The sequence below is a fragment of the Streptomyces sp. G5(2025) genome (assembly GCF_049542075.1).
GTDB lineage: Bacteria > Actinomycetota > Actinomycetes > Streptomycetales > Streptomycetaceae > Streptomyces.
Map to the genome: position 1 here is coordinate 1,938,247 of NZ_JBMUZT010000006.1, position 24,638 is coordinate 1,962,884.

The 24,638-nt window shown below is 71.9% G+C and carries 25 protein-coding genes, 1 pseudogene and 1 riboswitch; of the genes and pseudogenes, 12 read left to right on the plus strand and 14 right to left on the minus strand.

Annotated elements, in window-relative coordinates:
* The first annotated feature begins 17 nt into the window (after positions 1 to 17).
* Positions 18 to 131, plus strand: a riboswitch (TPP riboswitch).
* From thiO to ACOBQB_RS19665, 6 genes and pseudogenes are all read left to right on the plus strand, one after another.
* Complete coding sequence (thiO, locus tag ACOBQB_RS19640; RefSeq protein ID WP_423593421.1) at positions 129 to 1,346, plus strand: glycine oxidase ThiO; 1,218 nt, start codon at positions 129 to 131, stop codon at positions 1,344 to 1,346. Its footprint overlaps the riboswitch before it by 3 nt.
* On the plus strand, positions 1,343 to 1,591 hold the full coding sequence (gene thiS / locus ACOBQB_RS19645) for a sulfur carrier protein ThiS (RefSeq protein WP_423593423.1): 249 nt from the start codon (positions 1,343 to 1,345) through the stop codon (positions 1,589 to 1,591). The genes thiO and thiS overlap by 4 nt, the downstream gene beginning before the upstream one ends.
* Before the next feature lie 7 nt (positions 1,592 to 1,598).
* Positions 1,599 to 2,393 carry a thiazole synthase gene (locus ACOBQB_RS19650; RefSeq protein ID WP_423593425.1) on the plus strand — a complete coding sequence of 265 codons (795 nt, stop codon included), beginning with the start codon at positions 1,599 to 1,601 and terminating at the stop codon, positions 2,391 to 2,393.
* 97 nt (positions 2,394 to 2,490) lie between these two features.
* The gene (gene pknB / locus ACOBQB_RS19655; protein WP_423593427.1) at positions 2,491 to 4,449 is read left to right on the plus strand and encodes a Stk1 family PASTA domain-containing Ser/Thr kinase; all 1,959 of its coding nucleotides are present in this window, start codon (positions 2,491 to 2,493) and stop codon (positions 4,447 to 4,449) included.
* 219 nt (positions 4,450 to 4,668) lie between these two features.
* Positions 4,669 to 5,492, plus strand: a pseudogene (locus ACOBQB_RS19660) (deoxyribonuclease IV).
* Between the two features lie 102 nt (positions 5,493 to 5,594).
* Positions 5,595 to 6,083 (plus strand): DUF4396 domain-containing protein, encoded by a 489-nt coding sequence (locus tag ACOBQB_RS19665; protein WP_423593429.1) that lies wholly within the window; start codon positions 5,595 to 5,597, stop codon positions 6,081 to 6,083.
* A gap of 25 nt (positions 6,084 to 6,108) precedes the next feature.
* On the opposite strand, the gene ACOBQB_RS19670 is transcribed toward ACOBQB_RS19665, so the two are convergent.
* A complete protein-coding gene (locus ACOBQB_RS19670; RefSeq protein ID WP_423593430.1) occupies positions 6,109 to 6,741 on the minus strand; it encodes a sulfite oxidase-like oxidoreductase in 633 nt (210 codons plus the stop codon).
* Positions 6,742 to 6,904: 163 nt separating this feature from the next.
* Between ACOBQB_RS19670 and bfr the strand changes: the two genes are divergently transcribed.
* Positions 6,905 to 7,384: a bacterioferritin gene (gene bfr / locus ACOBQB_RS19675; RefSeq protein ID WP_030783756.1), complete on the plus strand. Its 480-nt coding sequence runs from the start codon at positions 6,905 to 6,907 to the stop codon at positions 7,382 to 7,384.
* Positions 7,385 to 7,399: 15 nt separating this feature from the next.
* Here the strand turns inward: bfr and ACOBQB_RS19680 are convergent, their stop codons facing one another.
* From ACOBQB_RS19680 to ACOBQB_RS19690, 3 genes are all read right to left on the minus strand, one after another.
* A complete protein-coding gene (locus tag ACOBQB_RS19680) occupies positions 7,400 to 7,633 on the minus strand; it encodes a (2Fe-2S)-binding protein (protein WP_423593431.1) in 234 nt (77 codons plus the stop codon).
* Positions 7,634 to 7,818: 185 nt separating this feature from the next.
* Entirely contained in the window at positions 7,819 to 9,171 is a 1,353-nt protein-coding gene (locus tag ACOBQB_RS19685; RefSeq protein ID WP_423593433.1) for a class II 3-deoxy-7-phosphoheptulonate synthase, read from the minus strand.
* 35 nt (positions 9,172 to 9,206) lie between these two features.
* Positions 9,207 to 10,136, minus strand: a complete 930-nt coding sequence (locus ACOBQB_RS19690) for an SRPBCC family protein (protein WP_423593434.1) — start codon at positions 10,134 to 10,136, stop codon at positions 9,207 to 9,209.
* Positions 10,137 to 10,181: 45 nt separating this feature from the next.
* Here ACOBQB_RS19690 and ACOBQB_RS19695 point away from each other — a divergent pair, with 45 nt between their 5' ends.
* From ACOBQB_RS19695 to ACOBQB_RS19705, 3 genes are all read left to right on the plus strand, one after another.
* Positions 10,182 to 10,775 (plus strand): TetR/AcrR family transcriptional regulator, encoded by a 594-nt coding sequence (locus ACOBQB_RS19695; protein WP_423593436.1) that lies wholly within the window; start codon positions 10,182 to 10,184, stop codon positions 10,773 to 10,775.
* 10 nt (positions 10,776 to 10,785) lie between these two features.
* Positions 10,786 to 10,845: a trp operon leader peptide gene (locus ACOBQB_RS19700; protein WP_106977022.1), complete on the plus strand. Its 60-nt coding sequence runs from the start codon at positions 10,786 to 10,788 to the stop codon at positions 10,843 to 10,845.
* Between the two features lie 108 nt (positions 10,846 to 10,953).
* The gene (locus tag ACOBQB_RS19705; RefSeq protein WP_423593438.1) at positions 10,954 to 12,903 is read left to right on the plus strand and encodes an anthranilate synthase family protein; all 1,950 of its coding nucleotides are present in this window, start codon (positions 10,954 to 10,956) and stop codon (positions 12,901 to 12,903) included.
* Here the strand turns inward: ACOBQB_RS19705 and ACOBQB_RS19710 are convergent.
* From ACOBQB_RS19710 to ACOBQB_RS19730, 5 genes are all read right to left on the minus strand, one after another.
* A complete protein-coding gene (locus ACOBQB_RS19710; protein WP_423593439.1) occupies positions 12,846 to 13,859 on the minus strand; it encodes a 2-hydroxyacid dehydrogenase in 1,014 nt (337 codons plus the stop codon). The two genes, ACOBQB_RS19705 and ACOBQB_RS19710, sit on opposite strands and share 58 nt — an antisense overlap.
* A 76-nt stretch (positions 13,860 to 13,935) precedes the next feature.
* Complete coding sequence (locus ACOBQB_RS19715) at positions 13,936 to 14,973, minus strand: 6-phosphofructokinase (RefSeq protein ID WP_423593441.1); 1,038 nt, start codon at positions 14,971 to 14,973, stop codon at positions 13,936 to 13,938.
* 196 nt (positions 14,974 to 15,169) lie between these two features.
* Positions 15,170 to 15,823 (minus strand): response regulator, encoded by a 654-nt coding sequence (locus ACOBQB_RS19720; protein WP_423593443.1) that lies wholly within the window; start codon positions 15,821 to 15,823, stop codon positions 15,170 to 15,172.
* Positions 15,824 to 16,356: 533 nt separating this feature from the next.
* Positions 16,357 to 17,607, minus strand: a complete 1,251-nt coding sequence (macS, locus tag ACOBQB_RS19725) for a MacS family sensor histidine kinase (RefSeq protein WP_423593445.1) — start codon at positions 17,605 to 17,607, stop codon at positions 16,357 to 16,359.
* A 71-nt stretch (positions 17,608 to 17,678) separates the two neighbouring features.
* Positions 17,679 to 18,389 (minus strand): lysophospholipid acyltransferase family protein, encoded by a 711-nt coding sequence (locus ACOBQB_RS19730; protein ID WP_223778988.1) that lies wholly within the window; start codon positions 18,387 to 18,389, stop codon positions 17,679 to 17,681.
* A 146-nt stretch (positions 18,390 to 18,535) separates the two neighbouring features.
* Here ACOBQB_RS19730 and ACOBQB_RS19735 point away from each other — a divergent pair, with 146 nt between their 5' ends.
* Both ACOBQB_RS19735 and ACOBQB_RS19740 read left to right on the plus strand, forming a co-directional pair.
* The gene (locus ACOBQB_RS19735; RefSeq protein ID WP_423593447.1) at positions 18,536 to 19,315 is read left to right on the plus strand and encodes an alpha/beta hydrolase; all 780 of its coding nucleotides are present in this window, start codon (positions 18,536 to 18,538) and stop codon (positions 19,313 to 19,315) included.
* Complete coding sequence (locus tag ACOBQB_RS19740) at positions 19,308 to 20,072, plus strand: hypothetical protein (protein ID WP_423593449.1); 765 nt, start codon at positions 19,308 to 19,310, stop codon at positions 20,070 to 20,072. The genes ACOBQB_RS19735 and ACOBQB_RS19740 overlap by 8 nt, the downstream gene beginning before the upstream one ends.
* Before the next feature lie 29 nt (positions 20,073 to 20,101).
* Here ACOBQB_RS19740 and ACOBQB_RS19745 read toward each other — a convergent pair whose 3' ends face one another.
* The 5 genes from ACOBQB_RS19745 to ACOBQB_RS19765 form a co-directional block, all read right to left on the minus strand.
* Entirely contained in the window at positions 20,102 to 20,851 is a 750-nt protein-coding gene (locus ACOBQB_RS19745; RefSeq protein ID WP_423598595.1) for an endonuclease/exonuclease/phosphatase family protein, read from the minus strand.
* Between the two features lie 89 nt (positions 20,852 to 20,940).
* Entirely contained in the window at positions 20,941 to 21,894 is a 954-nt protein-coding gene (locus tag ACOBQB_RS19750) for an ROK family glucokinase (RefSeq protein WP_423593451.1), read from the minus strand.
* 52 nt (positions 21,895 to 21,946) lie between these two features.
* Entirely contained in the window at positions 21,947 to 22,474 is a 528-nt protein-coding gene (locus ACOBQB_RS19755) for a DUF5304 domain-containing protein (RefSeq protein WP_423593453.1), read from the minus strand.
* Between the two features lie 68 nt (positions 22,475 to 22,542).
* Positions 22,543 to 23,718: an ArsA family ATPase gene (locus ACOBQB_RS19760; RefSeq protein WP_423593455.1), complete on the minus strand. Its 1,176-nt coding sequence runs from the start codon at positions 23,716 to 23,718 to the stop codon at positions 22,543 to 22,545.
* Between the two features lie 476 nt (positions 23,719 to 24,194).
* Entirely contained in the window at positions 24,195 to 24,635 is a 441-nt protein-coding gene (locus ACOBQB_RS19765) for an SRPBCC family protein (RefSeq protein WP_423593457.1), read from the minus strand.
* Positions 24,636 to 24,638 lie beyond the last annotated feature (3 nt).

Here is a 24,638-nt window from a genome sequence, read left to right on the forward strand (position 1 = left end):
GGCTAGGGTGGCCGGTGCAGAGCACTCGCGGGAGCCCGGACGCACCGGGCTGAGAGGGAGGCTGGGACGGCCTCCGACCGTACGAACCTGATCCGGGTCATGCCGGCGAAGGGAGGGGCTGGACGCCCATGCAGCCACATACACCACCCCCGACGGACGTCCTCATCGTGGGGGGCGGCGTCATCGGCCTGGTCACGGCCTGGCGGAGCGCGCAGCGCGGGCTCTCCGTCGCCGTCGTGGACCCCGAGCCCGGCGGCGGCGCCGCGCAGGTCGCGGCCGGCATGCTGGCCGCCGTCACCGAACTGCACCACGGCGAGCAGACACTGCTCGCACTCAACCTCGAATCCGCGCGCCGCTACCCGGACTTCGCCGCCGAACTGGCCGAGGCGAGCGGGCGTGGTCTCGGCGATCTCGGCTACCGCCCGTGCGGCACACTCGCCGTCGCACTCGACTCCGACGACCGCGCCCACCTGCGCGAACTCCACGCCCTCCAGCGCCGCTCCGGCCTGGAGTCGGAGTGGCTGAGCGGCCGCGAGTGCCGCCGCCTGGAGCCGATGCTCGCACCGGGCGTGCGGGGCGGGCTGCGGGTCGACGGCGACCACCAGGTCGACCCGCGCAGGCTCGCGGCGGCACTTCTCGTGGCCTGCGAGCGGGCGGGCGTGGTCCTGCACCGCGCCTGGGCCGAGCGGTTGTCGGTCGTACGCGACCGGGCCCGGGGAGTCGTCCTCGGCGACGGCACGGAGCTGCACGCGGATCAGGTCGTGCTGGCGGCGGGCAGCCTCAGCGGGCGCCTCGCGGGCGTCCCGGAGGCGGTCCTGCCGCCCGTACGGCCCGTGAAGGGGCAGGTCCTGCGCCTGACGGTGCCGAAGGCGTACGCGCCGTTCCTGAGCCGTACCGTGCGCGCGGTCGTGCGCGGCGGCGCGCTCTACCTCGTACCGCGTGAGAACGGCGAACTCGTCGTCGGCGCGACCAGCGAGGAGCTCGGCTGGGACACCACGGTCACCGCGGGCGGCGTCTACGAACTCCTGCGCGACGCCCACGAGCTGGTCCCCGGCATCACCGAACTGCCGCTGACCGAGACCCGCGCGGGCCTGCGCCCCGGCTCCCCCGACAACGCGCCCTTGCTCGGCCCGACGCGGCTGCCCGGACTCCAACTGGCCACCGGGCACTACCGCAACGGCGTCCTGCTGACGCCCCTGACGGGTGACGTCATGGCGCACGCGCTGACCACGGGTGAGCTGCCCGACGACGCACGGCCCTTCACGCCGCGCCGCTTCACCGAGCCCTCCCTCGTACCCCCTACGCAGTCGTTCCCCACGCAGACGTTCACGGAGCAACCCGCATGAGCACGCCTCATACCCCGAGTACGCCGAATACCGCGAGTACGCCCTTCACCGTTTCCGTCAACGGAGAGGTACGCGACGTGGCCTCGGGCACCACGCTCGACGCCCTCGTCGCCACTCTCACCGCGGCGCACTCCGGTGTCGCCGCCGCCCTCAACGAAACCGTCGTCCCGCGCGCGCGGTGGGCCGACACCGTGCTCGCCGCCGGTGACCGCGTCGAAGTACTCACCGCAGTCCAGGGAGGCTGATCCGACCATGGCAGACGACCCCTTCGTCCTCGGCGGGCTCACGCTCTCCTCGCGTCTGATCATGGGCACGGGCGGGGCGCCCAGCCTCGACGTCCTGGAGCGCTCCCTCGTCGCGTCCGGCACCGAACTGACCACGGTCGCCATGCGCCGCCTCGACCCGGGCGTGCGGGGCTCGGTGCTCTCCGTCCTCGACCGGCTCGGCATCCGCGTCCTGCCGAACACCGCGGGCTGCTTCACCGCCGGGGAGGCCGTCCTCACCGCCCGGCTCGCCCGCGAGGCGCTCGGCACGGACCTGGTGAAGCTGGAGGTGATCGCGGACGAGCGCACGCTGCTCCCCGACCCGGTCGAGCTCCTGGACGCCGCCGAGACCCTCGTCGACGACGGCTTCACGGTCCTCCCGTACACGAACGACGACCCGGTGCTCGCGCGCAAGCTCCAGGACGTGGGGTGCGCGGCGGTCATGCCGCTCGGCTCCCCCATCGGCTCCGGGCTCGGCATCCGCAACCCGCACAACTTCCAGCTGATTGTCGAGCACGCGCGCGTGCCGGTGATTCTGGACGCGGGCGCGGGCACGGCGTCCGACGCGGTGCTCGCCATGGAGCTGGGCTGCGCGGGTGTGATGCTCGCCTCGGCAGTGACGCGGGCCCAGGAGCCGGTCCTGATGGCCGAGGCCATGCGGCACGGCGTGGAGGCGGGCCGCCTCGCGTACCGCGCCGGACGCATCCCGCGGCGGCACTTCGCGGAGGCGTCGTCTCCGGCGGAGGGCATGGCGCGGCTGGATCCGGAGCGGCCCGCGTTCTGAGCGCCCGCGGCGGGGAACGGTCACAGCTCCGCTGTAATCGGGCCGCGGGCCCACCGCCCCGGCCACGGTGTCGGTGGGGGCTCGTAGACTCCCCTGCGTGGACACGACCCTTCAGGACCCCCTCGTCGGGCAACTGCTCGACAGCCGTTACCGGATCGAGGGGCGCATCGCGGTCGGCGGGATGGCCACGGTCTACCGGGCCGTGGACACCCGCCTCGACCGCGTGCTCGCGCTCAAGGTGATGCACCCCACGCTGGCGGCCGACGCCTCCTTCGTGGAGCGCTTCATCCGTGAGGCGAAGTCGGTCGCCCGCCTCTCGCACCCGAACGTGGTCGGCGTCTTCGACCAGGGCACCGACGGGGCGTACGTCTACCTTGCGATGGAGTACGTCGCGGGCTGCACGCTGCGTGACGTCCTGCGCGAGCGCGGCGCGCTCCGGCCGCGGGCGGCGCTCGACATCCTGGAGCCGGTCCTCGCCGCGCTCGGCGCCGCGCACCGCGCCGGGTTCGTGCACCGCGACATGAAGCCCGAGAACGTCCTCATAGGGGACGACGGCCGGGTCAAGGTCGCCGACTTCGGGCTCGTACGCGCGGTGGACACCGTCACGAACACGACCGGCACCGTCCTCGGCACCGTCTCCTACCTCGCCCCCGAGCAGATCGAGCACGGCACGGCGGACACGCGCGTGGACGTGTACGCGTGCGGCGTCGTGCTCTACGAAATGCTGACCGGCGCCAAGCCGCACTCCGGGGACTCCCCCGCCCAGGTGCTCTACCAGCACCTCAACGAAGACGTGCCGCCCCCGTCGGCGGCTGTGCCGGGGCTCGCCTTGGCCCTCGACGAACTGGTCGCCACCGCGACCGCCCGCACCCCCGACGTCCGCCCGCACGACGCGGTGGCCCTCCTCGCCCGGCTCCGGGAGGCGCGGGCCGCCCTCAGCGAGGAGCAGCTGGACGCGGTGCCGCCGCAGGCGCTCGCGACGGAGCACGGCGACCACGGCAACTCCGAGGACCGCACCAGCGTGATCCCGCGCACGGCGCGTTCCGTGCAGCTCCCGCTGCCGGCCGAGGGAGAGCAGGATCCGCTCAACCGCACCAGCGTCCTGACGACACCCCCGACCCCGCCGCCCGCGCCGCCCGCCCGGCCGCGGTCCGGGCGCGGCCGGTTCGATCCGCGCCGCCGCACGATCGCGCTGGTCGCGGCGGTGCTGCTGGCCCTCGGCCTGGGCGCGGGCGTCTGGTACATCAACTCCGGGCAGTTCACGGAAGTGCCGCCGCTCCTGGCGAAGACCGAGGCGCAGGCCGAGAAGCGCCTGAAGGAAGCCGGTCTTGAGGTCAAGGAGATCAAGCGCGCGTACAGCGACACCGACAAGCGCGGCACGGTCATGGACAGCGACCCCGCGGCGGGCGAGCGCATCCGGCAGAACGGCCAGGTGACGCTGACCGTCTCGCGGGGCCCGGAGAAGGTGAGGGTGCCGGACGTCAAGGGCATCCCGCTGGCCGAGGCGAAGAAGGAGCTGAGGAACTCCGGCCTCGCCCCCGGCATGGTCACCAAGGCCTTCAGCGGCACCGTCGACAAGGGCTCCGTGGTGAGCACGGACCCGCGGGCCGGTTTCACGCGCAAGGCCGACTCGGCCGTCGCCCTGGTCGTCAGCAAGGGCCGCGCGGTCGAGGTCCCGGACGTCGTGGGCGACTCCGAGGCCGACGCCGTCGCGGACCTGAAGGGCGCCGGGCTGAAGGTGCGGATCGCTTCGGCCCGCGTCCACTCCGACGAGGACAAGGGTGCCGTCGCCGAGCAGGACCCCGGGGAGGGCAAGACCCTCGCCGAGGGCGACACGGTCACGCTGTCGATCTCCAAGGGCCCACCGATGGTCGAGGTCCCGGATGTGACCGGGATGAGCGTCGACGACGCCGTGGACGAGCTGGAGTCGAAGGGCTTCGCGGTGGAGAAGGACCGCGGTCTGCTCGGCCTCTTCGGGGACACGGTCAAGGACCAGTCGGTGGACGGCGGCGACGAGGCCCCCAAGGGGTCGACGATCACCATCGAGATCCGCTGAGCCAAGGCCCCGGGACCGCCTCCGGGGCCTCCCCGGGGGCCTCCGGTGAGCCCGCGCGGGTCCGCCGCTTCCCTCTCCGAGGATGACGAAGCCCACCCCCGGCCGATGTCCGCCCGGGGGTGCCCGCGTGCCACCCTTGACGGCGTGAGCAGCAACAAGTCTCCCCGTACGGCGTCCCTGGGCGCCGCGTCCCGCAACCCCGTCGGCGCCCACGTCCCCGTGGCCGGCGGTCTCGCCTCCGTAGGACTGTCGTACGCCCGTGATCTCGGCGCCGAGGCCGTCCAGGTCTTCGTCGCCAACCCGCGCGGCTGGGCGACGCCGCCGGGGAACCCGAAGCAGGACGAGGAGTTCCGCGCGGCGTGCGCGGCCGGGGCATCCCGGCGTACGTCCACGCGCCCTACCTCATCAACTTCGGCTCGCACACCGAGGCGACCGCCGAGAAGTCCGTGGACTCCCTGCGGCACTCGCTGCGCCGGGGCCGCGAGATCGGGGCGCTCGGTGTCGTCGTGCACACCGGTTCGGCTACCGGCGGCCGCGACCGGGAGGTCGCGCTCAAGCAGATGCGCGGGCTGGTGCTGCCGCTGCTCGACGAGCTGACGCACGACGACGACCCGTTCCTGCTCCTGGAGTCGACGGCCGGCCAGGGCGCCTCGCTCTGCTCCCGCACCTGGGACTTCGGGCCCTACTTCGAGGCGCTCGACGCGCACCCGAAGCTGGGCATCTGCCTGGACACGTGCCACATCTTCGCGGCGGGTCACGACCTGACGGGCCCGAGCGGCATGCGGCAGACCCTGGACCTCCTCGTGGAGACGGTCGGCGAGGGCCGGCTGAAACTGGTGCACGCCAATGACTCCAAGGACGTCGTCGGCGCCCACAAGGACCGCCACGAGAACATCGGCACCGGCCACATCGGCGAGGAGCCCTTCCGCGAGCTGATGCGCCACTCGGCCACCGAGGGCGTACCGCTGATCATCGAGACACCGGGCGGCAAGGACGGGCACGTTGCGGACGTGGCGCGGCTGAAGGGGCTCAGGAGCAGCTAGCAGACTCTTGAATGGTACCCCCGGGGGGTATACGGTTCCTGTCGGGCGCAGAAACCGCTGTCCGACGTCCAGGAACCGTTGCCCGACGTCAGGGAGCCACTCATGGAGCACGAGACACACGAGACGCACGCGCACCACCACGCCGCAACCGGCGAGGTCAGCTGGCGCATGGCCGCACAGGCCACCCTCCACTGCCTCACGGGCTGCGCCATCGGCGAAGTGCTCGGCATGGTCATCGGCACCGCGCTCGGCTGGGACAACGTACCGACGATGGCCCTCGCGATTACCCTGGCCTTCGTCTTCGGCTACGCCCTGACGCTGCGCGGGATCCTCAAGGCCGGCGTCGACTTCAGGACAGCGTTCCGCGTCGCGCTCGCCGCCGACACCCTCTCCATCGCCGTGATGGAGCTGATCGACAACGGCGTGATCGCCCTGTGGCCGGGCGCGATGGACGCGCATCTGTCGGACCCGATGTTCTGGTGGGTCCTCGCCATCGCGCTGGCCGCCGCGTTCGTGATCACGACCCCGGTGAACAAGTGGATGATCGGCCGGGGCAAGGGCCACGCGGTCGTCCATCAGTATCACCACTGACCAGCGACGACGCGAGAGAGGCGGGCTAGAGCTCGGGGCCGTCCCCGGGTTCTTCCTGGTAGGAGTAGCGCTGTTCCCGCCAGGGGTCGCCGACGTTGTGGTAGCCGCGCTCCTCCCAGAAGCCGCGGCGGTCGGCGGTCATGTACTCGATGCCGCGGACCCACTTGGGGCCCTTCCACGCGTACAGGTGCGGGACCACGAGCCGCAGCGGGAAGCCGTGCTCCGCGGTGAGCAGTTCACCGCCTTTGTGGGTGGCGAAAATCGTGCGGTCGGAGGCGAAGTCGGCCATGCGCAGATTCGAGCTGAAGCCGTACTCGGCCCAGACCATGACGTGGGTTGCGTCGGGCGCGGGCGGGGCCAGCTCCAGGATCGTACGGGCCGCCACTCCGCCCCACTCGGCGCTCAGCATGCTGAACTTCGTCACGCAGTGCAGATCGCCGACCACCGTGGTGTACGGCAGGGCCGAGAACTCCTCATGGGTCCAGCACGCCTTCTCGCCGTCCGCGGTGGCCCCGAAGACCCTGAACTCCCAGCGCTCCGGGCGGAACTTCGGCACCGGTCCGTAGTGCGTGACCGGCCAGCCGCGCTGCAGCCGCTGACCCGGCGGAAGCTCCGGCTCCGCCGCCTGTCGAGATGCGCGTTCCGCCGGCTGACCCATGACTCCATCCTGACAGACGGGGAACAGTAGGCGTGACCAGACGAAGTCTGACAGATGCGGATTCGGGCAACTCCTACTAAGCGTGCACTTACTGGACGGCCTCCGAACACCGGTGCAAGGATGCGCGCTACCTGCCCAGTCACCGTTGGAAGGAGCCTTTGCGATGCAGGGCGACCCCGAGGTCATCGAATTTCTCAATGAGCAGCTGACCGCCGAGCTGACGGCGATCAACCAGTACTTTCTCCACGCCAAGATGCAGGAGAACTTCGGCTGGACGAAGCTGGCCAAGTACACCCGCGCGGAGTCGTTCGACGAGATGAAGCACGCGGAGGTACTGACCGACCGCATCCTCTTCCTCGACGGCCTGCCCAACTACCAGCGGCTCTTCCACGTGCGCGTGGGCCAGACCGTCACCGAGATGTTCCAGGCGGACCGGCAGGTCGAGGTGGAGGCGATCGACCGCCTCAAGCGCGGGATCGAGGTGATGCGCACCAAGGGCGACATCACGTCCGCGAACATCTTCGAGTCGATCCTCGCGGACGAGGAGCACCACATCGACTATCTCGACACACAGCTGGAGCTGGTCGAGAAGCTGGGCGAGCCGCTCTACCTCGCGCAGCTCATCGAGCAGCCGGAGGGCTAGCGTGCCCCGGCCGGGCTAGGCGGCCTCGTCCATTGCGGTGAGCGCCGGCTCGCCCTGGTCCACCAGCTCCCTGCGGGGGCACGCGCCCCGGCCGAGCAGCGCCTGGATGCGCCGTACGCACGAACCACAGTCCGTACCCGCCTTGCAGGCCGACGCTATCTGGCGGGGGGTGCAGGCGCCGTCCGCCGCGTGCTTCTTCACCTGCGCCTCGGTGACCCCGAAGCAGTTGCAGACGTACACGCGGCTCACCTCCCACGCCGGACGGACAGAATGACAGGACGGACAGGACTTATCGACGACGCCGTCCCGATTGATCGGTGAGGCTAACCTAACCTTACCCAGGACTCCGGGTCCACAACAGCCCCCGTACGCCGGTGGGGCGCGGATCACATGGATCCGCGCCCCACTCGTACGTACAGCGAAAAGCCGAAGGGCTACTGGTCGCGGTACATCTCCGCCACCAGGAACGCCAGGTCGAGCGACTGGCTGCGGTTGAGCCGCGGGTCGCAGGCCGTCTCGTAGCGCTGGTGCAGGTCGTCGACGAAGATCTCGTCGCCGCCGCCCACGCACTCGGTGACATCGTCACCGGTGAGCTCGACGTGGATGCCGCCCGGGTGCGTGCCGAGTGCCTTGTGGACCTCGAAGAAGCCCTTGACCTCGTCGAGCACGTCGTCGAAGCGGCGGGTCTTGTGGCCGGAGGCCGCCTCGTAGGTGTTGCCGTGCATCGGGTCGGTGATCCAGGCGACGGTCGCACCCGACGCGGTGACCTTCTCGACCAGCTCGGGCAGCTTGTCGCGGACCTTGTCGGCGCCCATGCGGACGATGAAGGTCAGCCGGCCGGGCTCGCGGTCGGGGTCGAGGCGCTCGATGTACTGCAGCGCCTCCTCGGCCGTGGTCGTCGGGCCGAGCTTGATGCCGATCGGGTTGCGGATCCGCGAGGCGAACTCGATGTGCGCGTGGTCGAGCTGGCGGGTGCGCTCACCGATCCAGACCATGTGGCCCGAGGTGTCGTACAGCCGGCCGGTGCGGGAGTCGACGCGGGTCAGCGCGCCTTCGTAGTCGAGCAGCAGCGCCTCGTGGGAGGCGTAGAACTCGACGGTCTTGAACTCCTCCGGGTCGGTGCCGCAGGCCCGCATGAAGTTCAGGGCGTTGTCGATCTCGCGCGCCAGCTGCTCGTACCGCTGGCCGGAGGGGGACGACTTCACGAAGTCCTGGTTCCAGGCGTGCACCTGGCGCAGGTCCGCGTAGCCACCCGTGCTGAAGGCGCGCACCAGGTTGAGCGTGGAGGCGGAGGCGTTGTACATCCGCTTCAGCCGCTCGGGGTCCGGGATGCGGGCCGCTTCGGTGAAGTCGAAGCCGTTGACGGAGTCGCCCCGGTAGGTCGGGAGCGTCACGCCGTCGCGGGTCTCAGTGGGCTTGGAGCGCGGCTTGGAGTACTGCCCCGCGATGCGGCCCACCTTCACGACGGGCACGGACGCCGCGTACGTGAGGACGGCGCCCATCTGGAGCAGGGTCTTCAGCTTGTTGCGGATCTGGTCGGCCGATACGGCGTCGAAGGCCTCGGCGCAGTCGCCGCCCTGGAGCAGGAACGCCTCTCCCTTGGCGACAGAGGCCAGTCGGGCGCGCAGCTGGTCGCACTCGCCCGCGAAGACGAGCGGGGGATACGACTCGAGGTCCGCGATCACATCGCGCAGAGCCTCGGCATCGGGGTACTCGGGCTGCTGCGCCGCGGGCAGGTTTCGCCAGGTGTTGCCACCGGTTGCGGTGGTCTTAGCGTTCACGGTCACCTCGTCAACATTACGGGGTCGGGCGCGTCGCCCCTTCACCCGCTCACCAAGTGAGACGGAGCAGACACGGAAGAGCGCCGGGCCGCCGCCGCTCGCTCGCCCGCGCTCGGGGCCGCGAGGGAGAGCCGGCGGTGGACGCGGCGCAGCATCATGCGGGCCATGAAGGGGTGGGCGCACCGCACGGCGCCCCAGTAGAGCCGTGAGCGCGCGCTGTCCGCCCGCACGGCCGTGCTCAGGGTGACGTGCCACTCGTCGACCAGGATCGAGGCGCGGGCCGTCAGGCCTGCCGTGTCCACGTCCATCAGCAGTTCGCCGCCCTCGCGGGCGATGACGGGGAAGGCGTCGCGCAGGACGCCGGTCCACGCGCCGGGGTCGCGGGGCAGGCCGGCGCGCGTCTCCATGCGGTACGCGTCCTGGTAGCCGGGCTGCTCCATGGCGGCCCGGAGCAGGCGGGCCTCCCGCGGCACCTCGACCGTCCGCGGCCTGGGCCACCAGAGCCTGTTGAGCAGGCGGAGCCGGGGCGTCCAGCGCACGGGCCGGGCGCAGCCGCCCGCCACCACGCGCTCGATGTTGTCGAACAGCTCTTCCATCATCGAGTCGTGCACGGGCCGGACGGCCGTCGGCCACAGGAGGACGTCGAGACCGCGCCACCGTGCCTCAAGGACGTGGCGCACGAGGCAGCGCCCCTCTCCGCGCGGCTCGACCGTGAACTCGTGGAAGCCCTCGCCGGGCGGGGTGAAGGCGAAGCGGACGCGGCGGCCCGGTTCGTACTCCGTGACGGCGTACCGGACCGGGCCGTGGCCGCCGGCCGCGCCCACGCCCAGGGGGCGGTCGAAGGCCATCGGGGCCCACCCCGGTGCCGGGAAGATCGGGTCGTCCTCGGCGGACAGCCGGTCGAGCAGGGCGCCGACCGCCTCCGCGGGGGCCTCGACGAGCCGCTCGTGTTCGTTGCGCACGACACCCATGCCGCACCTCCATACGCTGGCGTATGGCCAACCGTACGGTACCGTATGGCCATGGTGCAACGGCAGCGGAAGACGACCCCGGCGAAGCCCCGGCTGACCGCCGACGACTGGGCGGACGCGGCGCTGACGGCGATCGGTGAGGGAGGCCTCGCGGCCGTCGCCGTGGAGCCGCTCGCGGTCCGCCTCGGCACCACCAAGGGCAGCTTCTACTGGCACTTCGCCAACCGTGACGCGCTCATCGACGCCGCTCTCGACCGCTGGGCCCAGCTCCACACCGAGGGGATGATCAGCCACGTGGCGGCCGAGCCGGACGTCCGCAAGCGCATCCGGCTGCTCTTCGCCGAGGCGATCACCGCCGCCGCGTCCGGCCCCCTGGAGGTCTCCCTGCTGGCGACGGCCGAGCACCCGCGGGTCGCCGCGGCCCTGCGGAAGGTGACCGAGCGCCGCCTCGCGTACGTCGCCGAGCTGTTCGCCGCGCTCGGCTTCCCGGAGGCGGAGGCGCGCCGCCGCGGCCTGCTCGCGTACAGCGTCTATCTGGGCCACACCCAGCTCGGCCACGCGGTGCCCTCCGTGGTGCCGGCGGGCGAGGAGCTCGGCGCGTACCTCGACGACGGCCTCGACCTGCTGATGATGCGCTAGGGTGCCGCACATGCACGCGCAGACGACGACTCGAAACTGGTGGTGGCCCGCTCATCCGGCGGCCCACTGACTGCGCGTACCCACAGACTCGCGAAGGCCGCCCGAGGGGCGGCCTTCAGTGTTTCCCGGACTCTCCGGGGCCGGGCCGTTCCTCTCCGAGTGAGAAGGAACAGCACCCATGCAGACAGCACCCATGCGGAAGCACCACCTGTCGGACCTCCTCTCCGACGACCGTCCGTTCGCCCTGCTGCGCCGCCGCACGCCGGGCCGCGACCACGACACGGTCGAGGTCCTCATCGGCCCGACAGGCACGTACGACCGCCTCGCCGACCTCCCCGAGGGCCTCGCGCTCGTGCCCTTCCGGCAGATCCGGGAGCGCGGCTTCGACGTCCGCGACGACGGCACGCCCCTGACGGTCCTCACCCCCGAGGAGACGTACGAACTCCCGCTCGACGCGGCCCTGTCGGCGCTTCCCGCGCACGATGTGCGGGTCGAGGGCGGGGCCTTCGACGTGGACGACGCCACGTACGCCGACATCGTGGGGCGCGTCCTGCGCGAGGAGATCGGCCGGGGCGAGGGCGCCAACTTCGTGATCCGCCGTACGTACGAGGGGAAGATCCCCGGATTCGGCCGGGCCGACGCGCTCGCGCTCTTCCGGCGGCTGCTGGTGGGCGAGCGGGGCGCGTACTGGACGTACGTCGTGCACACCGGGGAGCGCACGCTCGTCGGCGCGAGCCCCGAGGTGCATGTGCGGATGTCCGGCGGGACGGTCGTCATGAACCCCATCAGCGGCACCTATCGCTACCCGGCCGACGGGCCGACCCCCGAGGGCCTGCTCGCCTTCCTCGCCGACGGCAAGGAGATCGAGGAGCTGTCGATGGTCGTCGACGAGGAGCTGAAGATGATGTGCACCGTCGGCGACATGGGCGGGGTCGTGATCGGGCCGCGCCTGAAGGAGATGGCGCACCTCGCGCACACCGAGTACGAACTGCGGGGCAAGTCGTCGCTGGACGTGCGCGAGGTCCTCAAGGAGACGATGTTCGCGGCGACCGTCACCGGCTCACCGGTGCAGAACGCCTGCCGGGTCATCGAGCGGTACGAGCCGTCCGGGCGGGGCTACTACGCCGGCGCCCTCGCGCTCATCGGCCACGACAGCGGCGGCGCGCAGACCCTGGACTCCCCCATCCTGATCCGTACCGCCGACATCTCCGCGGCCGGGAAGCTGCGCGTGCCGGTCGGCGCGACACTGGTGCGCGGCTCCGATCCGGCGGGCGAGGTCGCGGAGACGCACGCGAAGGCGGCAGGGGTACTGGCAGCGCTGGGCGTGCGCCCCGGGCGCCCGCGCGAGGAGGGCGCGCGGCCCGCCCTCGCCGACGACCCCAGGGTGCGGGCGGCCCTGGACGCGCGGCGGGAACGTCTCGCGCCGTTCTGGCTGCGGATGCAGGAGCCGGTCCGTGAGCTGAGCGGGCACGCGCTCGTCGTGGACGGCGAGGACACGTTCACGGCGATGCTCGCGCACGTGCTGCGCTCGTGCGGCCTCGGGGTGTCGGTGCGGCGATACGACGAAGAGGGGGAGGACGAGCTGCGGGAGGCGGTGCTCGCACACGAGGGGCCCGTCGTGCTCGGGCCCGGCCCCGGCGACCCGTCCGACCTCGCCGACCCGAAGATGCGGTTCCTGCGCGCGCTGACGGCGGAGGTGATCAGCACCCACGAGCACGGCGTACTCGGCGTCTGCCTCGGCCACGAGCTGATCGCGGCGGAGCTGGGCCTGGAGATCGTACGCAAGGACGTGCCGTATCAGGGGGCGCAGGCGGATGTCGACCCCTTCGGGCGGAGAGAGACCGTCGGCTTCTACAACAGCTTCGTGGCGCGCTGCGACGACGAGGCCGCGGCGGAGCTGGCCGCGCACGCCGTGGAGGTCAGCAGGGACCGGGCGAGCGGTGAGGTCCACGCGGTGCGCGGGCTACGTGGTGCCGGAGGCGCGCCAGGAAACGCGGTCGCGGGCGTGCAGTTCCATCCGGAGTCGGTGCTGACGCTGCGCGGGGCCGGGATCGTGCGGGAGTTGCTGGGTCAGGTCCTGGCCGCGGCGGGGACGAGGACGTTCTCGGAGCGGCGGCCCGCCCGGTAGTCCAGGACGTTCTGGACGGTGGTGTCGATGATCTGGGCGACCGCGTCCTCGGTGTAGTACGCCTGGTGGGACGTGACGACCACGTTGGGGAACGTGACGAGGCGGGCCAGGGTGTCGTCCGCGACGGCCTCAAGGGACTTGTCGAGGAAGAACAGGCCCGCCTCGGCCTCGTACACGTCGAGGCCGACGCCGGTGAACCGGCCCGCGCGCAGCTCCACGACGAGCGCCTCGGTGTCGATCAGGCCGCCGCGGCTGGAGTTCACGAGGATCGCGTCGTCCTTCATCGCCCGCAGCGCGTCGGCGCCGATGAGGTGCTGCGTCGAGGGGAGCAGCGGGACGTGCAGGCTGATCAGATCGGCCTCGGTGAGGAGCAGGTCCTTCTCCACGTACTCCATGCCGAGGGCGACGCACGCCGGGTTCTCCACGGCGTCCCAGCCGAGCAGCTTCATGCCGAAGCCGTGCGCGATACGGGTGAACGCCTCGCCGATCCTGCCGGTGCCGAGCACGCCGACGGTGCGGCCGTGCAGGTCTCGGCCCATCAGCCCGTCGAGGCGGAAGTCGAAGTCGCGGGTGCGGTTGCCGGCGCGGACGATGCGGCGGTTGACGGCCATCGCGAGCGTCCAGGCGAACTCCGCCACGGAGTACGGCGAGTACGACGAGACGCGGGCGACGGTGAGGCCGAGGCGCTCGGCGACCTGGAGATCGATGTTGTTGAAGCCGGTGGAGCGCTGGGCGATCATCTGCGTGCCGCCGGCGGCGAGGGTCTGCAGGACGCGGTTGTTCAGGGTCGCGTTGACGCTGGAGGAGATGATCTCGTAGCCCGCGGCGATGGGGGCGGTGTCCTCGTTCAGGAAGACGTCGAGGCAGCGGACGTCGCGGACGTCGTGGTGTTCCTCGAAGGCCTTCTCCATCAGCGGCTTCTCGTCGGACTGCACGCCGAATGCGAGGATCTCCATGCGGGGAGTCTATGTACCGCCCGTGGGGACGGCACCCGGAGCCTTGGCTCGGGGCGCCGTCCCGGCAGAGCAGCTCTCACCCGAAGAAGATGCCGACCTCCTTGTACAGCGCCGGGTCCACCGTCTTGAGTTTCGCCGTGGCCTCGGCGATCGGGACCCGGACGATGTCCGTGCCGCGCAGCGCGACCATCTTGCCGAAGTCGCCGTCGCGCACCGCGTCGATCGCGTGCAGCCCGAAGCGGGTGGCGAGCCAGCGGTCGAAGGCGCTGGGCGTGCCGCCGCGCTGGACGTGTCCGAGGACCGTGGTGCGGGCCTCCTTGCCGGTGCGCCCCTCGATCTCCTTGGCGAGCCACTCGCCGACCCCGGAGAGCCGGACGTGCCCGAAGGAGTCCTGCGTACCGTCCTTGAGCACCATCTCGCCGTCCTTCGGCATCGCCCCTTCCGCGACGACGACGATCGGGGCGTACGACGCCTTGAAGCGCGAGGTGACCCACGCGCACACCTGGTCGACGTCGAAGCGCTGCTCGGGGACGAGGATGACGTTGGCGCCGCCCGCGAGGCCCGAGTGCAGGGCGATCCACCCCGCGTGGCGGCCCATCACCTCGACGACGAGGACCCGCATGTGGGACTCGGCGGTGGTGTGCAGGCGGTCGATCGCCTCGGTGGCGATGCCGACCGCCGTGTCGAAGCCGAAGGTGTAGTCGGTGGCGGAGAGGTCGTTGTCGATGGTCTTGGGGACGCCGACGACCGGGACGCCGAACTCGTCGGTGAGGCGGGCGGCGACGCCGAGCGTGTCCTCGCCGCCGATCGCGATGAGGGAGTCGACCTCGTGTTTGGCGAGGTTCTCCTTGATGCGGCGCACGCCGTTCTCCACCGTGAAGGGGTTGGTGCGCGAGGAGCCGAGGATGGTGCCGCCGCGCGGCAGGATGCCGCGGACCGCGGGGATGTCGAGCGGGACGGTGTCGCCCTCCAGCGGACCGCGCCAGCCGTCCCGGAAGCCGACGAAGTCGTAGCCGTACTCCTGTACGCCCTTGCGGACGACGCCACGGATCACGGCGTTGAGCCCGGGGCAGTCGCCGCCTCCGGTCAGTACGCCAATTTTCTTGGCCCCCATGGAAAGTCCCTTCGCCTCAGTGACCTGATGCGCGTCACGCTAATGGTGAGCCAGGTCACTTCGGCACAGGGCGTACGGTCAATTCCCTTGAGGGAGGCTGGAGTTGCCCACGGGCGTCCACTCGTACGAGTGATACGAGCGATACGAGTGATACGAGTGATACGAGTGATACGAGCGCTACGCGTGATACGAGGGGTCAGGCGTCGTCCGCCCTGTCGATGCCCCGCTCTATCGCGTACCGCACGAGCTCCACCCTGTTGTGCAGCTGGAGCTTGCCCAGGGTGTTCTGGACGTGGTTCTGCACGGTGCGGTGGGAGATGACCAGGCGCTCGGCGATCTGCTTGTAGCTCAGGCCCTTGGCGACCAGCCGCAGGACCTCCGTCTCGCGGTCGGTGAGCTGCGGGGCCTTCGGGTCGTCCGGGGCGCCGGCGGCGGGCTCGGTGGCCAGGCGGCGGTACTCGCCGAGGACCAGACCGGCGAGGCCGGGGGTGAAGACCGCGTCGCCTTCGGCGGTGCGGCGCACCGCGTCGATCAGCTCTTCCGTGGAGGCCGACTTCAGGAGGTAGCCGGTGGCGCCGGACTTGACGGCCTCCAGGACGTCGGCGTGCTCGCCGCTCGCGGAGAGGACCAGGACGCGCAGCGCGGGGTTGGCGCCGACGAGCTCCTTGCAGACCTGGACGCCCGGCTTCAGCGGGAGGTTCAGGTCGAGGACGAGGACGTCGGGCGCGGCGGCCTGAGCACGGCGGACGGCCTGCTCGCCGTCCCCGGCGGTGGCGACCACGTCGAGCCCCGCCTCGGCGAGATCACGGGCAACCGCGTCGCGCCACATCGGATGGTCATCGACAACCATGACCTTGACGACCTGCGCTTCCCGGCCGCCCTCGACGGCCGGTTCCTGCCGCTCCAGTTGACGCGGGGGGTCCGGGTGAGCCGGGTGACCCAGCTGCCCCTGCCGACCCGGCTGGCCCGGGTGGCCCGAGTGGTCCGGCTGGCCCGACTGGCCCCAGTGATACGAGTGGCCCGGCTGACCCGAGTGATCCGAGTGGCCTGACTCGCCCGAGTGATCCGAGTGATCCGAGTGGCCTGAGTGGCCCGGCTGACCCGAGTGGCGCTGACCCGAGTGGCCCGGGTGGCCCGGCTGACCCGAGTGGCCCGACTGACCCGGCTGACCCGGCTGACCCGGCTGACCCGGCTGACCCGGCTGACCGTGCTGGCCCAGCTGACCCTGTTCGCCCCGCTGACCCTGCTCGCCCGACTGACACTGCTCGCCCGACTGACCCAGCTGACCCTGCTCGCCCCGCTGGCCCTGCCTCTGTCCCTGCCCCTGCCCCTGCTCCTGTCCCTGTCCCTGCCGGCCCGGCCGGCCCACCTGGCTCTGCTCGTTCATCGGGTTTTTCCTGCCTTCCCCCGTGCATCCCGCGCCGCTTCGCGTGGGACTTTCAGTTCTACTTCCGTGCCCTGGCCCGGCACCGAGATCAGCTCGGCCGTGCCGCCGATCTCCCGCAGTCGGCCCCGGATCGACAGGGCGACGCCGAGGCGTCCCTCCCCCTCGGCCTCGGTGAGCCTGCCCTCGGGGATGCCCGGCCCGTCGTCCCTGACCGTCACGATCACCTCGCCCGGCTCGTCCTCGACCAGGATCCAGGCGTGGGCCCCGGCTCCGGCATGTCTGCGGACATTGTCCAGGGCGGCACTGACAGCGGCCGCCAGCTCCCTCGCCACGGGCGGCGCGATGAGTACCGGGGCCCCCGGTTCGGAGAGGGTCACCTTCGATCCGGCGTGCGCGGCGAGGAGCAAGCGCAGATCGCGGGGCGCCGCCTTGTCGGCGGTGTCGGTCTCGTCGTCCGGTTCCTCGACGGCCCGGACCACCGCGCCCTGCGAGGCGTCCTCCGAGGCGCGCGAGGCGGGCACCATGCCGCCGGCGACCAGCGTGCGCAGCGCCACCTCCTGCTCGCCCGCCAGCCGCCCGAGCTCCGCGGCCTCGCCGCCGATCGCGGTGCCGCGCCGCTGCACCATGGCGAGGACCTGGAGGACGCTGTCGTGGATGTCGCGGGCGAGCCGTTCGCGCTCGCGCGTCGCGGCCTCTATCTCCAGGGCGCGGGCCAGGGTGCGCTCGGAGGCGCGGGCCACCTCCACCACGTATCCGATGGCGATGGAGGCGATGCAGACCAGCAGGACGTTGTGGATGGTGTCGCGGCTGAACGCGCCGCGCTCCACCACGTTGGCGACGCCCACCAGCAGCGACGCGAAGGCGGCCCAGCGCCAGCCGCCCTTGATGGCGTACGCGAGGACGGCCCCGGCGGTCCATATGGACGGCAGTGTCGGGCCGCCGTCGACGATCCGCTGGTGCGAGTCGGCGACAGGGGTGAGCAGGATGCCCACCAGGGCCACGGACAGGTCGATGACGAGGAACCGCTTGGTGCAGCTCGCGGCGTTCGCCACGCAGCGCAGCGTGCCCAGCGTCCAGCCGGCGAGCACCGTGAAGTAGGCGATGGCCACCCAGGGGTGGTCCAGTTCCTCGTGCGCCGCCACGAAGAGCCCGATCGCGTACAGCATCGTCAGGACGCGGTAACCGGTCAGGGCGCGCCAGAGAGGCTGCTCGACCGACATCCTCATGACTCGCTCGCGTTTGGCCATGTCCCCCCAGCTCCCCCGGCTCCCCGGCTCCCCCAGCTTCCCCGGTCCCCGCCCGCGGTGTTCCCCGGCTGCTACTTCTCGCCCGCCTTGGCGGCCTTCGCCGCCTCGCTGAGCTGGCGCTTGGCAGCCGTCGCGTACACGTCGACGTACTCCTGACCGGAGAGCTTCATGATCTCGTACATGACCTCGTCGGTCAGTGCCCGCAGCACGAAGCGATCCTGCTCCATGCCCTGGTAGCGGCGGAAGTCGAGCGGCTTGCCGATGCGGATGCCGGGGCGCATCAGCTTCGGCAGCACCTTGCCCGGCGGCTGGATCTTCTCCGTGTCGATCATGGCCACCGGGATGACCGGAGCGCCGGTGGCGAGCGCCACGCGCGCGAGGCCACCCGGTTTGCCGCGGTAGAGGCGTCCGTCGGGCGAACGCGTGCCCTCGGGGTAGATGCCGAAGAGCTCGCCCCGCTCCAGGACCTCGATGCCGCTCTTGATGGCCGCCTCGCCCGCGCCACGCGCGCCGGAGCGGTCCACCGGGAGCTGGCCGACACCCTTGAAGAAGGCGGCGGTCAGCTTGCCCTTCACTCCCGGCGAGGTGAAGTACTCCGCCTTGGCGATGAAAGTGACCTTGCGGTCGAGGACCGCGGGAAGGAAGAAGGAGTCCGAGAACGAGAGGTGGTTGCTCGCCAGAATGGCGGGGCCTTCGGCGGGGACGTTCTCAAGGCCCTCCACCCAGGGCCTGAAGCCGAGCTTCAGCGGCCCTCCGATGGCAACCTTCATTGCGCCGTAGATCAAACCGAGTGCCTCCTGTTTCTGTGGATCAGACCTTAACCCGCGGTGCGGCCAATGGGCCCGACGGCCCTGGTCGGTGTCAGTCCGGTCGCGTACGGTGAGGTACTCCCTACCCCCCTTGCCACGTCTCACGAAGGAGACCGAAGGTGCCGGTCCTCCCCGGAGCCGAGCCGTACCGCCACGAAGGCGGCGAGGTCGGCGTCCTGCTCTGCCACGGCTTCACCGGATCCCCCCAGTCGCTGCGCCCCTGGGCGGAGTACCTGGCGGGGCGCGGCCTGACCGTCTCGCTGCCGCTCCTGCCCGGACACGGCACCCGCTGGGAGGACATGCAGGTCACCGGCTGGCAGGACTGGTACGCGGAGGTGGACCGCGAGCTGCGCGGCCTCCTGGAGCGGTGCGCGCAGGTGTTCGTCTTCGGCCTCTCCATGGGCGGCACGCTGACGCTGCGCCTCGCGGCCAAGCACGGCGACGCGATCAGCGGCATCGTCCTGGTCAACCCGGCGAACAAACTGCACGGCCTGTCGCCCTACGCCCTGCCGGTCGCCCGGCACTTCGTACGCACCACGAAGGGCATCGCCAGCGACATCGCCAAGGACGGCTCGGTGGAGATCGGCTACGACCGGGTGCCGCTGCACGCCGCGCACTCCATGCGCCGCTTCTTCCGGCTGGTCGACGCCGAACTGCCGCAGGTGACCCAGCCGTTGCTGCTGCTCCGCAGCCCGCGGGACCATGTGGTGCCGCCCGCCGACTCGGCCCGCGTCCTCAGCCGCGTCTCGTCGAGGGACGTCACGGAGATCCTGCTGGAACAGAGCTACCACGTGGCGACGTTGGACCACGACGCGGACCGGATCTTCGAGGAGAGTCACGCGTTCATCGGCCGGCTCGCTCCCAGCGTCGGTAAGGAAGGGACGGCCACCGGTGGCTGAGCACGAGGCGGACCGAGACGAGAGCCGCGACGAAAGCCGCGGCCAGAGCCGCGGCGGGAGCCGCGAGCCTGATAAGAAGCCCGATCCCGAGAAGAACCCCGAGAAGAACCCTGAGAAGAGCTCCGACAAGAGCTCCGACAAGAACAGGGCGGCGCCCGAGGACGGACTGCCGCTGGACGAGGACGCCGCCTGGCAGGCGATCGTCGCGGGGTACGGCGAGGAGCCCGCGGACCCGCCGGGCGCCAAGCCCTTCAAGTCGGTCGAGGACCTGGCACTCCTGGAAGCGGAGTCGAACGGCCCGGCGGACGGCCCCGCGAGCGGCCTCCCCAAGGGCCCCGGCACGTCCGGCAAGGAATCCGGCAAGGAATCCGCCGATCCGGACGACGACAGCGGCCCCGGCGCCGGCAAGCCGCTCGGCAGCTCCGTCTCCTTCGCGCCCGGCGTCGGCGGGCCCCGCGACTACACCACCCCGGAGCCCTCCGAGGACGACTTCGACGCGGACGACGAGGGGCACTTCGTGCCTCCGGAGCCGCCGCCGCTGCCCGCGGCCGACGTGACGGCCAAGTTCGCCTGGCTCGCCGTGCTCGGCGGCCCGCTCCTGGTCCTGCTCGCCGTGCTGCTGGGCTGGCAGATGACGTGGTGGCTGACCACGCTCGGCATCGGCGGCTTCCTCGGCGGCTTCGCCACACTCGTGGCGCGGATGAACAGCGGGGACGACGACGAGGACGACGATCCGGGGCGCGGCGCGGTGGTCTGAGGCCCCTGCCCCCGCCGCGTCCCTGTGGCTCACCGCGTGGGCGGGACCCTGAGGGCGGCCAGGACCGGCAGGTGGTCCGTGGCCGCCCTCAGGTCTGCGTCGGTCACACCGGGCAGGTGCGACGGCACGCCGCAGCCGAGGACCTCGATCCCCGGCGTCGCGAGGATCGCGTCGATGCGCTGGTGCGGGTCGGCGGGGGTCGAGGTGTTCTCGCCGCCCCACGGCCGGGTGGACCAGCAGTCCTGAAGGGCCGTGGTGAGCCTGCGGAACGTACGTCCCTGAGGCCGCTCGTTGAGGTCGCCGCCCGCGACGGCGTGCTCCACGCCGAGACCGGCGAGGTGGTCGAGGAGCATGCCGCCCTGTGCGTACCGCTCGTCGCTCCGCAGGCTCAGGTGGCAGCTCAGGACGCCGAGGCGGGCGCCCCCGAAGCGGACGACGGCGCTCGCGAAGCCGCGCCGGTGCAGTCCCGGGGTGAGGGGCAGCAGCACGTCCTCGGTCCGCTCGACGGTCGCGCGCAGCGAGCAGAGCAGCGCGGGCCCGGCCGCGGTGCCGCCGCCGGAGAGGATCACCAGGTCGGCGGCGCGCGCGAGGCGGGCCAGCTTCTTGCGCCAGCGGAAGAACCGCGGCGCCTCCTGGATCAGGACGAGGTCGGGGGCGCAGGCGGCGATGACCCGGGCGAGCGCTTCGGTGTCGTCGCGCATGGAGCGGATGTTGTAGCTGAGCACCCGGACGACGGCCGAACCGTCGGGCTCGGTGCGGGAGTTGGGGAGCGTAGCCATGGGACTCGTCGACATGGCGATCAAGATACGACAGTGCCCGCCGCTCCCTCGCGGGGCGCGGCGGGCACGGTCGTACACGCATGTGACGGTCACATGACAGGGTCGGGCTCCCGCGCGAGGTCGGCGGCGCCGACGAGACCCGCCTTGTTGCCGAGCTGGGCGGCGATGACCTGCGCCTCGGGGCGCCAGGCGGCGCCGACGAGCCAGCGCTTGAAGGACTTGCGGATCGGGTCGAGGACCAGCTCGCCCTCGTCCGAGAGGCCGCCGCCGACGATGAACGCGGACGGGTCGAAGAGCGACGCCAGGTCGGCGAGGCCAGCGCTGGCCCAGCGGGCCAGCTCGCGGTAGGAGTCGATGGCGACGGCGTCGCCCTGCCGCGCGGCCATGGAGATGTGCTTGCCCTCGATGCCCTCGGGGGTGCCGTCACCCAGCGAGAGGAGGTACTCGGCGTTCTCCGGCGTCGCGTTGGCCCGCTGGCGGGCGTAGCGCACGAGGGCGCGCCCGGAGGCGTACTGCTCCCAGCAGCCCTGGCTGCCGCAGCCGCAGAGCAGGCCGTCGGGGACCATCCGGATGTGGCCGAACTCGGCGGCCACGCCGAAGTGGCCGCGGCGCAGCTTGTTGCCGATGATGATGCCGCCGCCGAGGCCGGTGCCGAGCGTGATGCAGATGACGTTGCGGTGGCCCTTGCCGCCGCCGAACTTGTACTCGCCCCAGGCCGCGGCGTTGGCGTCGTTCTCCACGACGACCGGCAGGCTGACGCGCTTCTCGACCTCGTCCTTGAGCGGCTCCTGCCGCCAGTCGATGTTCGGCGCGAAGTAGACCGTGGAGCGCTGGCGGTTGACGTATCCGGCGGCGCCGATGCCCACGCCGACGATGTCGTGACCGGCCCGCGCGCCTTCCACGGCGGAGGCGATCGCGTCGACGATGGCCTCGGAAGTACCAGGGGTCGGCACCTTGAAGGTCGAGAGGATGTTGCCGTCCTCGTCGACCACTCCGGCCGCGATCTTGGTGCCGCCGATGTCGACGCCGATGGTGAGTCCCATGAATCCCTCAGTTCGATCGAGCCCCGCTAAGGCCCACCGTACCCGAGGGGGGTCAGTCGAGATCGATGTGTTCCCCGGTGGCGGGGCCGCCCTCGTCGCGGCGGCCGGGGCCCTTCGCGCCGCCGTCCGGCGTGCCGCCGTCCGAGGTGACGCCGTGCGAGGTGTCGCCGTCCGAGGTGTCGCCGCGGGTCCACCGGCTCTCCTGCTTCTCGACCGCCGAACGGTAGGCGGCGAGCAGCTCGGAACCGGCCGCCGCCAGGTGGTCGAAGACGTCGGGATTGCGCTCGATGACCGGTTCGACCACGGCCTTCGCCTGCTGGACGACCTGCTTCACGGTCTGCTCGACAGCACCCTGGCCGAGCGCGCCGAGCAGCGGCGTCTGGAGGCCGGAGAGCTTGTCGGAGACGGCGTCGACGAGCTTGCGCAGCTCCTCGGCGGCCGAGCCGGGCGGCGACCCGTACTGGGCGCGGCGCCGGGCCTGCTCCGCCGCGAGATCCTCGGCGCACGCCTGCTCCCAGGCGTCGGCGTCGACATCGGCTTCAGAGGCTTCGGGGCCTTCGCGCCCGGTGGCATCGCTCATGCCACTCGACGTTACCCGAATGGCGGCAGCCCGTTCACCGTGCGCGCGGGCGGGATCGCGGGCGGATCTCAGCGTTCCTGTGGCCACAGGCCGGGGTCCGGCGCGAACCGCACCCTCAGCTCGCCGTCGCGCAGCCCGGCTCCGGCGACGGTGCAGCGGCGCAGGGCGGACGGCAGGGCGACGATGCGGCGGAAGGGCCCGGCGGTGACGACCAGCTCGTCGCCGCGCCGTATCAGTCCCAGCTCCTCGCGTACGACGCCGGGGAGCGGGATGTGCCATACGTACGCGTGGCTCTCCTCGCCGGCGGGCGCCGCGGTGACGGGCCACTGGACGGGCACGGGGGCTTCGGCGGGGGCGGGGGCTGGCGGTAGGCCGAGGGCGGTGAGGTCGTCGGCGCCACGGGGGTCGTGGCCGAGGTGGCGGACCCTGGCGACGTGGTCGTGGGCCGTCTCCCACTCGGCCAGCGTCTTGTGCTGCTGGGCGCTGAGCGCGGCCAGCCAGGTGTCCGTGGAGGCGTCCGGCAGCAAGCGGTTGGCGACGAGGAGGTCGGCGCGCAGGCCCTGGAGGGCGAGTCCGGTGACGGCCGCGTCGAGGGCGTCGGCGCCCGCGGGGCCGGGCTCCGCGACCAGGCGCACGGTGGTGGTGGGTGCCTCGATCACGGCCTGGGTGGCGGCGAGGTCGTCCTCCCAGCGGGCGGCGGTCTCGTACAGCCAGGCGGCCGGCATCGGGACGCCCGCGAGGCGGCCGAGCATGGGGCGCAGGGCGCGGGCGGCCTGCCGTTCGGGGGGCAGCAGCCTGCGCAGGTAGCGGCGGAGCTGCTCGGGGAGCGCGAGGACGGCGAGGGCCTTGGGGGCGGGCGGCAGGTCGACGACCACGGTGTCGTACGCGGCGTCGCGGCCGCCCGCGGCGTCGCGCAGGGCGCGCAGCAGGGCGAGCTCCTCGGCTCCGGGCAGCGGGGTCAGCTCCTCGGTGTCGAGCCGCTCGGCGCCGAGGAGGTCGAGGGCGGAGGCGGCACGGTCCTGGAGGGCGGCCAGGTCGTCGCGGAAGCGGTCGTCGGGGGCCAGGCGGCGCGCCGTGAGGCCGGGGTGCGCGTCCGTGCCGCCGAGCACCACGCCGAGGGTGTCGGTGCGGTCGGCGCTGAGCACGAGGGTGCGGTGGCCGGAGCGCGCGGCGGCCAGGGCCGTGGCCGCGGCGACGGTGGTCCGGCCGGAGCCGCCGGGGCCGGTGACGAGGAGGGTGCGCATGAGGGTGAACGGTACGGGAGCCGTGGGGCGGGGGTTCGGGGGCGCCCACTCGCCGTGGGGGGGCGGGTACTTGTGCGGCTGCGAGTGCGTCGTGGTTGCTCGCGCAGTTCCCCGCGCCCCCGGGGAAGCGGGGGGTGCGGACTCTGTTGCGGCTGCGGGTGCGTCGTGGTTGCTCGCGCAGTTCCCCGCGCCCCCGGGGAAGCGGGGGGTGCGGACTCTGTTGCGGCTGCGGGTGCGTCGTGGTTGCTCGCGCAGTTCCCCGCGCCCCTAAGGAAGCGGGGGGTGCGGACTCTGTTGCGACTGCGAGTGCGTCGTGGTTGCTCGCGCAGTTCCCCGCGCCCCCGGGGAAGCGGGGGGTGCGGACTCTGTTGCGACTGCGAGTGCGTCGTGGTTGCTCGCGCAGTTCCCCGCGCCCCTGAAAGCAGGGGCTGCGCCCCGCTTTTCCCTGAGCCCTCTGCGCCCCCTCAAGCCTCTCTTTAGGCCTCTTTGGACTCCACGCGCTTCTTCAGGCCCGCCAGCGCGCGGTCGATGATGACCTTCTCCGCCTTGCGCTTGATCATGCCGAGCATGGGGATCTTGACGTCTACGGTCAGGCGGTACGTGACTTCCGTGCCCGTGCCCGCGGGCTTCAGGAGGTAGGAGCCGTCCAGGGAGCGCAGCATCTGGGACTTGACGAGGGTCCAGCTGACTTCGTTGTCCCCGGTCCAGGTGTAGCCGAGGGTCTGGTCGTCCTTGATCGCGCCGGCGTCCATGACGAGGCGAACCTCCTTGGCGCGGCCCTGCTCGTCGGTGGCGAGGACCTCGGCCTCCTTCACCTCTCCCGTCCAGTCGGGGTAGCGAGCGAAGTCGGCGATCACTCCCATGACCTCGGCCGGAGCCGCCTCGATCATGATGCTCGAGCTGGTGTGTTCCGCCATCGC

Excerpts from the sequence above, each read along its gene's own strand:
- thiO (WP_423593421.1), top strand. The coding sequence starts at position 129 with ATGCAGCCACATACACCACCCCCGACGGACGTCCTCATCGTGGGGGGC.
- thiS (WP_423593423.1), top strand. The coding sequence starts at position 1,343 with ATGAGCACGCCTCATACCCCGAGTACGCCGAATACCGCGAGTACGCCC.
- ACOBQB_RS19650 (WP_423593425.1), top strand. The coding sequence starts at position 1,599 with ATGGCAGACGACCCCTTCGTCCTCGGCGGGCTCACGCTCTCCTCGCGT.
- ACOBQB_RS19665 (WP_423593429.1), top strand. The coding sequence starts at position 5,595 with ATGGAGCACGAGACACACGAGACGCACGCGCACCACCACGCCGCAACC.
- ACOBQB_RS19670 (WP_423593430.1), bottom strand. The coding sequence starts at position 6,741 with ATGGGTCAGCCGGCGGAACGCGCATCTCGACAGGCGGCGGAGCCGGAG.
- bfr (WP_030783756.1), top strand. The coding sequence starts at position 6,905 with ATGCAGGGCGACCCCGAGGTCATCGAATTTCTCAATGAGCAGCTGACC.
- ACOBQB_RS19690 (WP_423593434.1), bottom strand. The coding sequence starts at position 10,136 with ATGGGTGTCGTGCGCAACGAACACGAGCGGCTCGTCGAGGCCCCCGCG.
- ACOBQB_RS19695 (WP_423593436.1), top strand. The coding sequence starts at position 10,182 with ATGGCCATGGTGCAACGGCAGCGGAAGACGACCCCGGCGAAGCCCCGG.
- ACOBQB_RS19705 (WP_423593438.1), top strand. The coding sequence starts at position 10,954 with ATGCAGACAGCACCCATGCGGAAGCACCACCTGTCGGACCTCCTCTCC.
- ACOBQB_RS19710 (WP_423593439.1), bottom strand. The coding sequence starts at position 13,859 with ATGGAGATCCTCGCATTCGGCGTGCAGTCCGACGAGAAGCCGCTGATG.
- ACOBQB_RS19715 (WP_423593441.1), bottom strand. The coding sequence starts at position 14,973 with ATGGGGGCCAAGAAAATTGGCGTACTGACCGGAGGCGGCGACTGCCCC.
- ACOBQB_RS19720 (WP_423593443.1), bottom strand. The coding sequence starts at position 15,823 with ATGGTTGTCGATGACCATCCGATGTGGCGCGACGCGGTTGCCCGTGAT.
- macS (WP_423593445.1), bottom strand. The coding sequence starts at position 17,607 with ATGGCCAAACGCGAGCGAGTCATGAGGATGTCGGTCGAGCAGCCTCTC.
- ACOBQB_RS19745 (WP_423598595.1), bottom strand. The coding sequence starts at position 20,851 with ATGGCTACGCTCCCCAACTCCCGCACCGAGCCCGACGGTTCGGCCGTC.
- ACOBQB_RS19750 (WP_423593451.1), bottom strand. The coding sequence starts at position 21,894 with ATGGGACTCACCATCGGCGTCGACATCGGCGGCACCAAGATCGCGGCC.
- ACOBQB_RS19755 (WP_423593453.1), bottom strand. The coding sequence starts at position 22,474 with ATGAGCGATGCCACCGGGCGCGAAGGCCCCGAAGCCTCTGAAGCCGAT.
- ACOBQB_RS19760 (WP_423593455.1), bottom strand. The coding sequence starts at position 23,718 with ATGCGCACCCTCCTCGTCACCGGCCCCGGCGGCTCCGGCCGGACCACC.
- ACOBQB_RS19765 (WP_423593457.1), bottom strand. The coding sequence starts at position 24,635 with ATGGCGGAACACACCAGCTCGAGCATCATGATCGAGGCGGCTCCGGCC.